General features: G+C 76.9%; 15 protein-coding genes. 8 read left to right on the forward strand and 7 right to left on the reverse strand.

Going from position 1 to position 9391, the window contains the following annotated elements; all coding sequences use genetic code 11:
- Window position 1 precedes the first annotated feature (1 nt).
- The 3 genes from cpaB to ACI78U_RS09015 form a co-directional block, all read right to left on the reverse strand.
- On the reverse strand, window positions 2-610 hold the full coding sequence (gene cpaB / locus ACI78U_RS09005) for a Flp pilus assembly protein CpaB (RefSeq protein ID WP_456874960.1): 609 nt from the start codon (window positions 608-610) through the stop codon (window positions 2-4).
- Between the two features lie 84 nt (window positions 611-694).
- The gene (locus ACI78U_RS09010) at window positions 695-1039 is read right to left on the reverse strand and encodes an FmdB family zinc ribbon protein (RefSeq protein ID WP_456874961.1); all 345 of its coding nucleotides are present in this window, start codon (window positions 1037-1039) and stop codon (window positions 695-697) included.
- 179 nt (window positions 1040-1218) lie between these two features.
- Window positions 1219-1761 (reverse strand): TetR/AcrR family transcriptional regulator, encoded by a 543-nt coding sequence (locus tag ACI78U_RS09015; protein ID WP_456874962.1) that lies wholly within the window; start codon window positions 1759-1761, stop codon window positions 1219-1221.
- A 55-nt stretch (window positions 1762-1816) separates the two neighbouring features.
- Between ACI78U_RS09015 and ACI78U_RS09020 the strand changes: the two genes are divergently transcribed.
- The 4 genes from ACI78U_RS09020 (at window position 1817) to ACI78U_RS09035 (ending at window position 4057) form a co-directional block, all read left to right on the forward strand.
- A complete protein-coding gene (locus ACI78U_RS09020; RefSeq protein ID WP_456874963.1) occupies window positions 1817-2374 on the forward strand; it encodes a DUF2231 domain-containing protein in 558 nt (185 codons plus the stop codon).
- A 37-nt stretch (window positions 2375-2411) separates the two neighbouring features.
- Window positions 2412-2825, forward strand: coding sequence for a hypothetical protein (locus ACI78U_RS09025; protein WP_456874964.1), 414 nt, complete (start codon window positions 2412-2414; stop codon window positions 2823-2825).
- A complete protein-coding gene (locus ACI78U_RS09030; RefSeq protein WP_456874965.1) occupies window positions 2822-3433 on the forward strand; it encodes a GNAT family N-acetyltransferase in 612 nt (203 codons plus the stop codon). Before ACI78U_RS09025 ends, ACI78U_RS09030 begins: the two co-directional genes overlap by 4 nt.
- Before the next feature lie 174 nt (window positions 3434-3607).
- A complete protein-coding gene (locus ACI78U_RS09035; RefSeq protein WP_456874966.1) occupies window positions 3608-4057 on the forward strand; it encodes an SRPBCC family protein in 450 nt (149 codons plus the stop codon).
- A 42-nt stretch (window positions 4058-4099) separates the two neighbouring features.
- On the opposite strand, the gene ACI78U_RS09040 is transcribed toward ACI78U_RS09035, so the two are convergent.
- Both ACI78U_RS09040 and ACI78U_RS09045 read right to left on the reverse strand, forming a co-directional pair.
- Window positions 4100-4675, reverse strand: coding sequence for a hypothetical protein (locus ACI78U_RS09040; protein ID WP_456874967.1), 576 nt, complete (start codon window positions 4673-4675; stop codon window positions 4100-4102).
- A gap of 59 nt (window positions 4676-4734) precedes the next feature.
- Window positions 4735-5001, reverse strand: coding sequence for a helix-turn-helix domain-containing protein (locus ACI78U_RS09045; protein WP_456874968.1), 267 nt, complete (start codon window positions 4999-5001; stop codon window positions 4735-4737).
- Between the two features lie 42 nt (window positions 5002-5043).
- On the opposite strand from ACI78U_RS09045, the gene map reads away from it, so the two are divergent.
- The 3 genes from map (at window position 5044) to ACI78U_RS09060 (ending at window position 6949) form a co-directional block, all read left to right on the forward strand.
- Window positions 5044-5811, forward strand: coding sequence for a type I methionyl aminopeptidase (gene map / locus ACI78U_RS09050; RefSeq protein ID WP_456874969.1), 768 nt, complete (start codon window positions 5044-5046; stop codon window positions 5809-5811).
- Between the two features lie 198 nt (window positions 5812-6009).
- The gene (locus ACI78U_RS09055) at window positions 6010-6324 is read left to right on the forward strand and encodes a YdhR family protein (RefSeq protein ID WP_456874970.1); all 315 of its coding nucleotides are present in this window, start codon (window positions 6010-6012) and stop codon (window positions 6322-6324) included.
- A 46-nt stretch (window positions 6325-6370) separates the two neighbouring features.
- Window positions 6371-6949 (forward strand): MBL fold metallo-hydrolase, encoded by a 579-nt coding sequence (locus ACI78U_RS09060; protein WP_456874971.1) that lies wholly within the window; start codon window positions 6371-6373, stop codon window positions 6947-6949.
- A 2-nt stretch (window positions 6950-6951) separates the two neighbouring features.
- On the opposite strand, the gene ACI78U_RS09065 is transcribed toward ACI78U_RS09060, so the two are convergent.
- Window positions 6952-7359: a DUF1232 domain-containing protein gene (locus ACI78U_RS09065; RefSeq protein ID WP_456874972.1), complete on the reverse strand. Its 408-nt coding sequence runs from the start codon at window positions 7357-7359 to the stop codon at window positions 6952-6954.
- 26 nt (window positions 7360-7385) lie between these two features.
- Window positions 7386-8678, reverse strand: coding sequence for an aminotransferase class I/II-fold pyridoxal phosphate-dependent enzyme (locus ACI78U_RS09070; protein WP_456874973.1), 1293 nt, complete (start codon window positions 8676-8678; stop codon window positions 7386-7388).
- Between the two features lie 217 nt (window positions 8679-8895).
- On the opposite strand from ACI78U_RS09070, the gene ACI78U_RS09075 reads away from it, so the two are divergent.
- Window positions 8896-9390, forward strand: a complete 495-nt coding sequence (locus ACI78U_RS09075; protein ID WP_456874974.1) for a MarR family winged helix-turn-helix transcriptional regulator — start codon at window positions 8896-8898, stop codon at window positions 9388-9390.
- Window position 9391 lies beyond the last annotated feature (1 nt).

The following is a 9391-nucleotide window of genomic DNA, read 5'->3' on the forward strand; positions in this document are numbered from 1 at the left end:
CTCAGTCACGGTCGGCAGGCGAGGTGAGACCGAGCGTCAGGGTGGCCGTGGTGGCGGCCGCGGCCAGTGCGGCCGCCGTCGGCTCGTCGACGGCGAGCACGAGCAGGCCGCCGTCGTCCGGCGCGGCGAGCACCAGCGCGGCCCGGGCCACCACCTCGGCCCGCATGGCACCGGAGGCGGTGGCCAGCACGTCGACCCGGTCGCCGGGTGCGGCCAGCGCGGCGACGGCCAGGTCGGCGGGGCGGACCGGGACGGCCACCTGGCCGGCCGGCAGCAGCGCGGTCAGGCCCGGGCCGACGAGGCGGACGTCGGTGACCGGCTCACCGGCCCGCAGCGGCGCGGCCAGCACCTGCCCGGTGAGCGCGGCAGGGTCGGCGGCCGAGCCGGCGGGGACCGCGGGGAGCTCGGTCACCGTGAGCGCGTCGGCGGTCAGCACCGTCCCTGCGGGCAGGTCGGCGGCGGCGGTGACCACCGGGGTGCCCGGCGGCGGCGCGGCCGGCGGGACCTCCGGTGGACGCAGTGCGAGCACCAGGGCGCCGGCGGCGAGGAGCGCGGCCAGGCAGCGGCGCAGCAGGACGACGGGGGAGCGGGGACGGCGCAGGCGCGGCACCGGCCCAGGCTGGCCGCCCGGCACCGGCCGCGGGTGCCGGGTGGCGGATCTGTGGAGCGGGCGGGTGGGTGTGGACGGCCGGCGTCAGCCGGCGGCGGCCTTGCTGCCGCTGCCGCTGCCGCCGGTCGAGGACGACGACGAGGTCGACGAGGAGGTCGAGGACGACTCCTTCGACGCGGACTTCGACGAGGAGCCCGACGAGTCGGAGGAGGCGGACGCCGTCGCGGTCTCCTTGGTGGCGGAGCCCGAGCGGCTGTCGGTGCGGTAGAAGCCCGAGCCCTTGAAGACCACGCCGACCGAGCCGTAGACCTTGCGCACGGGCACGCCGCAGGTCGGGCACTCGGCCACGGGGGCGTCGGAGAAGGTCTGCACGACCTCGAACTCGTGCTTGCCCTCGGGGTTGGTGCAGGCGTACTGGTACGTGGGCACGGCGCGGCACTCCTGGTCGAGCGGTCGGGTGGGCCCGGCGCCGGTTGGCACTCGGGACCCTCGACTGCCAATGATGCGCCACGCGCGGGGCCGGCGTCCACGTGTGCCGGCGAGTGTCACGTCCGCAGGCGCGATGAGCGCGACCGCGATCTGGCGAGCGTCGAACCGCGGGCGAGCGCTCAGTCGAGGACTGCCTGCACCACCCGGCTCACGACCGGACGAGGATCGGCGTCGTCGAGCCGGGAGATGCGGCGCAGCAGCAACCCCTGCAGACAGGGCACCAGGACCGCGGTCGCCGCTCGCGGGTCTCGGACGCCGAGGCCGGCCAGGGCGAGGACGAGAGGTGCCTCCACGCTGGCGCGTCCGCGCGCGAGCGGTTCCCGCAGGTCGGGGTCGTGCCCGGCCTCGACGAACAACGCGTACCGGGCTGCGGTCACTGCCCGACCCGGCCCCGTCGCGTGTTCCAGCAGGTCGCAGAGTCGGTCGACGAGGTCGTCCGCGGTCACCGCCTCGAACGCTCCGCGCACCTCCTGCAACTGGAGGGCCACGAGGTGGTCCATGACCCCCGAGAGCAGCGCCCGCCTGGTCCGGAAGTGGTTGGAGGTCGACCCCTTCGGCAGACCCGCCCGCGCGTCGACGCGGGTGTGCGTCAGCGCGCGCAGTCCCTCCGTGCCCAACAACTCGACCGCCGCGTCGAGCGCGCGGTCCCTCGTGGTCGCCACCGTGTCACTATAGACATAGTGACACGTCACTATGTCAGTAGTAGTGTGTGCCGGCATGAGCGACACCGTGCGCTCCGCGGAGCGCATCCCCACCGCCGCTGACAACGCGTACACCAGGTTGCTCCGGCGACTGGAGCGCAGCCCGGCCTGGGACGGCGCCATCGAGGCGGTGGCACCGGTGGCGGGCCACCTGGTCGCCCGGGCTCCGGTGCGTCGCCTCTCCCACGGCGACGCGACCGGCCTGCCGCTGCACCCGGTCCTCACCGACCTGCCGTTCGGCGCCTGGTTCACGGCCCAGTTCCTCGATCTGTTCCACGACGAGGCGTCCCGGCTCGCGGCGACCCGGCTGCTAGCCCTCGGCGTCGCCAGCACGGTGCCGACGGCGGTCGCCGGCTGGGCGGACTGGGCCCGGGCCGACCGCGCCGTCCGGCGGGTCGGCATGACCCATGCCTCGCTGCAGGGGTTCGCCACGCTGGTGTTCGTGGCCTCCTGGGCTGCCCGCCGGCAGGGGCACCACCGGCTCGGCATCGCGCTGGCTCGCCTGGGGAGCGTGCCGGCGATCGCCGGGGGCTTCCTGGGAGGTCACATGGGCAGCGGGCGCCGGCTCGGCTGATCCCGTCTGTCGGCCACCCGGCCCGGCGCTCGCTGAGGTGCTGCGCAGCGGCAACCCACGCGCGCGGCTGCGCGCCGCAGGGGATGGTCTGACCGGGATCCGGCTGCAGTTGGTCGCCGCCGCGATCGACCTGGGCCTGCTCGCCGACGTCGTCGACTGCGTGCCGGTCGGCGAGCGGGTGGAGTTGCTGCGCGCGGTCGCCCGCCTGCTCGCGCCCGGCGGCGCCCTCGTGGTCGTCACCAGCGTGGCCGGGCCGCAGCTGTTCAGCCGGCACCTGCGCCCCCGCGAGGACCAGGACCGGCGGACCCATGCGTCGCCGGGACTCCCGCGCGACCACTGGAGGTCGTCCAGCCGTGACCTGCCACTCACGCCGTCGGGCCGGACGTGCGGCGGCCCAGGGACGCAGGTCCCTGGGCCGCCGGCCCGTCGGGGAGGACGGTCCTCGGCATGACCGAGGACGTGCAGCACTCCGTCCGTCCGGCCACCGCCGGGGACGCCGACCGCGTGAGCCGGACGCTCGCCGCGGCCTTCGCCGACGACCCGTTGTTCTGCCACCTCCTGCCACCAGGGGTTCGGGCACGGGACCAGCGCGTGCGCCGCGTCTTCGTCGTGGACGGTGCTCGCAGCCTGGCGTACGGCGGCCTGTGGACCACCGCCGACGGGGACGCCGCCGCGGTGTGGTTCCCGCCGGGTCACTGGCGGGGGACATCCCGGGAGGACCTGCGCGAACTGCCGGCCTGGCTGCGGATCGGGGGGCGGCGGATGAGGCACTTCCAGCGGGTGCGGTCGGCCTTGTACGCCCACCACGGTGAGCTGCCCCCGCACTGGTACCTGCTCTACATCGGTACGCGCCCCGAGCGGCAGGGGCAGGGGCTCGGGGCGGCGCTGCTCCGGGCGGTCCTCGACCGCTGCGACACCGAACGGGTCCCCGCCTACCTAGAGGCCACGTGCGAGCGGAACGTCCCGCTGTACCGGCGCCACGGCTTCGTCGAGCAGGGGGTCCTCGACGTGCCCGCCGGCGCCCCACCGATGACTCCCATGTGGCGGGACCCGCGCTGACGCCCTGGGGTGCCACCACGGGGTCCGCGCGTGTCCGACCCGGCCGGGGGTGCGGTGGTACGAGCGGGTCGGGGAGGGACTGGCCGGCCGCACGCCGGGACGGATCCGTCGTCCCCCGGTGGCACGGTGTCGGTGCCGCCGGGCGGCGGCAGCACGCCGAGGGGAGGAGGCGCCATGCAGGACGTGGAGGTGCGCCGGCACGTGGCGGCGCCGGCGGAACGGGTGTGGGCGGTGGCCACCGACCTCGCGGGAGCGCCGCAGGTGGTCCGCGGCATCGACGCGGTGGAGGTCCTCACGCCGGGGGAGTTCGGCGTGGGGACCCGGTGGAGGGAGACCCGCACGATGATGGGTCGCGCGGCCACCGAGGAGATGACCGTCACCGCCGTGGAGCCGCAGCGGTCCTACACGACCGAGGCGGTGCGGCCGGGCGTCCGGTACCTGTCGACGGTCGCGGTGACGCCGGCCGGCGACGGCGGGAGCGACCTGGCGATGACGTTCGGCGCCCGGCCGACGTCCACGCTGACACGGCTCCTCGCGGCGGTCACCGGCCCGCTGGGCCGGCGGGCGGTGACCCGGGCGCTGGAGAAGGACCTGGCCGACATCGCCGCCGCGGCGGAGCGGTGACGGGAGCCGTCGGGGTCTCGGCAGGCGCTCCCGGCTGAGCTCTCAGGGCTCGAGGTGTGCCAGGCCCGGCACGCCGACGACGGCCGGCACGAAGAGCACGGGCCCGAGCACCACCGCGACGGCGTGCGGCAGCAGGACGGGTCCCGTCCACGGCACCCGGTGGAGCAGCCGCGCCACGTCCCCGGCGCTCCGCCGGCGGGGCGGTTCCAGGCGCTCGTCGTCCCCGTCGCCGGTGAGGCCCCAGTACCAGTCGATGCGCGGGGACGAGAACGACGCGGCGCCGGGGCCGAGCGGCGACGAGGGATCGGCCGCCTCGTCCTCGGCGAGCCGGTGCGCGAGCACCTCGATGTCGCGCATGCGGGAGTGGTACTGCACCTGGTGCCGCTTCATCGTGGCGTCGATGGACCAGAAGCCCAGCGCGCTCGGGGCGGCCAGCCCGAACAGCGGGTAGTGCTCCTGCTGGAAGCCCAGCCCCAGGGCGGCCAGGCTCAGGGTCACCGACCAGCCCTTGACCGTGACCAGTCGCCCGTCGAACCCGGAGACGACCCGGACGAGCGCCTGGTACTCCTCGCGCAGCCGCTCGTGCAGGGCCGCCAACGAGGTCGCCGGGTCCGCCATCCCGCCAGACCGGCACGGGCGACCGGGCCGGGACGCGGTGGACGAGCGCCCGGGCGGGCTCAGCCGGCGAGTGGCTCGGCCGGCTCGGTGGCGCAGGCGCGGACGACGTCGTCGAGGGAGAGCCCGACCGCGCCGGCGAGGGCGGCGACGGTGAAGAAGGCCGGCGTGGGCACCCGGCCCGACTCGATCTTGCGCAGCGTCTCAACCGGGACGCCGGCCGCGGCGGCGACCTCTCCCATGCTGCGGCCGGCGCGGGCCGACCGGAGCAGGGCGCCGAGCGCCCGGCCGCGCTCACGGTCCTGGGCACTGAGCGGCGGTCGCACCATGCCGTGATAATAATACCGGGACAACCATCCCGGGAGGCGTCCGTGGTGGAGCTGAAGTCGGCCGGCGAGATCGACGCGATGCGCGCCGCCGGGCGGGTGGTCGCCTCGGTGCTCGAGGCGGTGCGCCGGCAGGCGGCGGTGGGGGTGTCGCTGCGCGAGCTGGACGACCTGGCGCGGGAGGAGCTGGCGTCGGCCGGCGCCCGGTCGACCTTCCTCGGCTACCGCCCGTCGTTCGCCCCGACACCGTTCCCGGCGGTGCTCTGCACCAGCGTCAACGACGCCGCGCTGCACGGGATCCCGACCGGCTACCGGCTGCGGGACGGCGACGTGCTCAGCGTCGACTGCGGCGCGTCGCTCGACGGCTGGGCCGCCGACGCCGCGAGGACCGTGGTGGTCGGCGCCGCCCGGCCCGAGGACGCCCGGCTGGTCGAGACCACCGCGGCGGCGCTGGTCGCCGGCATCGCCGCCGCGGTGCCGGGCAACCGCATCGGCGACGTGTCGGCGGCGGTCGGCGCCGTGGCCCGGCGGGCCGGGTACGGGGTGAACACCGACTACGGCGGCCACGGCATCGGCCGGGCCATGCACGAGGACCCGCCGGTGCCCAACGACGGGCGGCCGGGCCGCGGACCCCGGCTGCGGACCGGGCTGGTGATCGCGATCGAGCCGTGGTTCCTCGCCGGCGGCGGCTCCGGCTACCGGGTCGACGAGGACGGCTGGACGCTGCGCTCCGCCGACGGCAGCCGGGCCGCGCACGCCGAGCACACGGTCGCGGTGACCGCCGGGGGACCGCGGGTGCTCACCGCGGCCTGACGGCACCCGCGGCACCCGGCACGGGGTCCGGCGGCCACGAGTGTGCGCGGTGTCGCCCCGCACCCGGCGAACGCCCCTCGGTCACGGCGCGCGGCCCGGCCGACCGGGCGTCCGTCCGGCCCCCCCGGCCCGGGAGCGGCACGAGGACCATCGCCGCACCGGTCCGGGCGACCGCGGCCGCTGACCCGGGGAGGTCCCGTGCACGTGTCGGTCTTCGAGTACCGGGTCCGCGGGATGGACCCGTCCCAGTGGGCGCGGGTCTGCGCCGAGGAGCTGGCCCCGGTGTTCGCCGAGGTCCCCGGCCTGCGCAGCAAGATCTGGCTGCGCTCGGCCGACGGCGGGGCCGGCGGGGTCTACCTGTGGGAGGACGAGGCGGCCTACCGGGCCTTCCTCGCCAGCGACCTGGGCGCGGGGCTCGCACAGCACCCGCACATCGAGGGGCTCACCGTGCGCGACTGGTCGGTCGACGAGGCCGCCACCGCGGTGACCGGCGGCGACCTGCAGCCCGCCTGACGGCCGGCCCGCTGCGGGGAGCGGTGCCCCGCCCTACCGTGCGCCCATGGCCGACCTCGCCCGCACCGCCCGCGTCGACGTCCTGGTCGAGGGCTACGCCCGCTCGCCGCACGTGGCCGGCACGGTCACGCTGGTGCGCGACGCCGGCCGGACGATCGTCGTCGACCCGGGGATGGTGGCCGACCGCGACGACATCCTGCGGCCCCTGCGCGGGCTCGGCGTCCGGCCCGAGGACGTCACCGACGTCGTCCTCAGCCACCACCACCTCGACCACACCCTCAACGTGGCGCTGTTCCCGGTGGTCCCGGTGCACGACTTCCAGTCGGTGATCGAGGGCGACGTGTTCACCCGCCGCCCGGCCGACGGGGTGCAGCTCACGCCCGCCGTCCGGCTGCTGGCCACCCCCGGGCACACGCCGCAGGACGTCACCACGCTGGTCGGCACCCCCGACGACGTCGTCGCGCTGACCCACCTGTGGTGGACCGGGGAGGGCCCGGCCGACGACCCCTACGCCCTCGACCGCGACCAGCTGCGCGAGCAGCGCGAGCGGGTGCTGTCCCTGGCCACGCTCGTCGTCTGCGCGCACGGCGCCCCGTTCCGGCCGGACGCGACGACGCCGCGCTGAGGTCAGCCCGGCAGGCGGATGGCCCGGCGCAGCGCGGCCAGGCCCGCCTCGGTGCCCGGCCAGTGGCGGGTGACCGCGTCGGCACCGGCCCGGCGGACCACCGAGCGCAGCACCAGGGCGACGGCCAGGGCGTCGTCGGCGAACCCGATGACGGGGACGACGTCGGGCACGAGGTCCACCGGCAGCGCCAGGTAGGCCAGCAGCAGCCAGAGCCGCACGCGCACGCCGCGCGGCAGGCTCCGGTCACCGGCCAGGCGGCGGACCAGCCGCACCACGTCGGGCAGCAGCCGGAGCAGCTCGGCCGCCCGCAGCGCGTCGGGCCGGGCGACCCACAGCGTCGCCAACAGCGCCAGCCAGCACAGCAGGAGGCCGCCCGCGACGCCCACCAGCGTCCACGCCCACCCCGGCACGGCGCCTCCCTCCCGGCCGCCCGGGGTCAGGCGACCGCGAGCTCCTGGTCAGGATCCTGACCGGCGTCCTCGGCCGCCCGTGCGGCGAGCACCGCGGCGGCCACCGAGCCGGCGGCGGCCTGCAGCTGCTCGGCCGTGTGCGTGGCCATGACCGACAGCCGCAGCACCCCCTTGCCGCGCGGGACGGCGGGGTAGCCGACGGCGTTGCAGTAGACGCCGGCCTCGTAGGCCGCCCGCCACGCGGCGACGGTCGCCTCCGGGCTGCCGGTCGGCACGGCGATCACCGCGCCGCTGCCCGGCAGCGGCGGCGTCCCGGCGGCGCTGAGCTCGACCCGCAGCCGCCGGCCGTTCTCCTGCAGCCGCGTCCGCAGGTCGGGCTCGGCGCGCAGGATCCGCAGCGCGGCGAGGGCCGCGCCGACGCCGGCCGGCTCGTTGGCCGCGCTGAACACGTAGGGGACGGCGCTGGCGCGGATGCCGTCGGCCACCGCCCGGCTGGTCAGCACCGCGCCGCCGACGCTGGCCAGCGACTTGCTGAACGCGACGGTGACCGCGTCCACCCGGTCCAGCGCGCCGGTGAACTCGGCCGCGCCCCGCCCGTGCTCGCCGAGCACCCCGAGGCCGTGCGCCTCGTCGACGACCAGCCGGGCGCCGTACGCGGCGCACAGGTCGGCGATCGCGGCCAGCGGCGCGGTCTCGCCGGTCATCGAGTAGACGCCGTCGACGACCACCACGGCGCCCGCGTGTGGGTCGAGCCGCTGCAGGCGCCGGGCGAGGGAGTCGACGCTGTTGTGCCGGAACCGGACGACGGTGCCGCGGCTGGCGGCCGCGCCGGCGTGCACGCTGGCGTGCGCGTGGGCGTCGACCAGCAGGACGTCGCCGGGACCGCCCGCGGTCGACAGCAGCGCGGTGTTGGCGTTGACGCCCGAGGAGGTCAGCACCGCGGCCTCGACGCCGTAGTGGTCGGCGAGCTCCTCCTCCAGCTGCAGGTGCAGCCGGGTGGTGCCGTTGAGCACCCGGCTGCCCGACGTGCTGGTGCCGTACCGGCGCACCGCGGCGACGGCGGCCTCGACGACCCGCGGGTCGCCGGCCAGGCCGAGGTAGTTGTTGCTGCCCAGGTTCACCCGCGGGACGCCGTCGTCGTAGACGGTGACCGGCTCGGGCGCGCCCGCGGTCGGGACGCCGTGGGTGCCGGTACCGGCGCGGTCGTGCTCGCGGAACATCGCGGCGAGCGGGTCGTGCAGCAGCGGGGCGAAGGCGTCGCGCCGGCCGCTCCCGGGAGTCCGGCCGGCGAGCGGGCCGGAGGTCGGGGCGTCGTGCACGGGGGCTCCGTTCGGTTCGAGCGCCGGGAGGTCCGGCGGCGAGCCACCCTCACCGCCACGGTCACGCTGGGTCAACGGTGGGTCAGCTCACAGTTCCTGCGGGTGTCCCTCGTGCCCCGGTCGGGTGACAGCTGGTCATCGCCTCGCGACCCTGCGTACCACCGGCCCGGGTGGTCGGCCACCCGGACGGGGCGGACCCGCCGGTACCGTCCCCCGGGTGACCGCACGCTGGCTCGACGACACGCAGCAGCGGGCCTGGCGGGCGTGGCTGACCGTCTCCGAGCTGCTCCCGCGCGAGCTCGACGCGCAGCTGCAGCGCGACGCCGGCCTCACCCACGCCGCCTACGTCGTCCTCGCGATGCTGTCCGAGGCGCCCGGCCGCAGCCGCCGGATGAGCGACCTCGCCCGCCGGGCCAACCAGTCGCAGAGCCGCCTGTCGCACACCGTGGCGCGGCTGGAGGAGCGCGGCTGGGTGCGCCGCGAGCGCTCCGCCGACGACGGCCGGGGCAACCTCGCCGTCCTCACCGACGCCGGCTGGGACGTCGTCCGCACGGTCGCCCCCGGCCACGTCGACGCCGTCCGCACCGCGCTGTTCGACCCGCTGACCCCCGAGCAGACCGCCGCGTTGTGCGAGGTCCTCGAGACGGTGGTGCAGGGCCTCGACCCCGATGCCAGCCGCCGCGTGCCCCACGGCGGTGACCTCGGCCGCTGAG

This window comes from Geodermatophilus sp. SYSU D00710 (assembly GCF_054050195.1).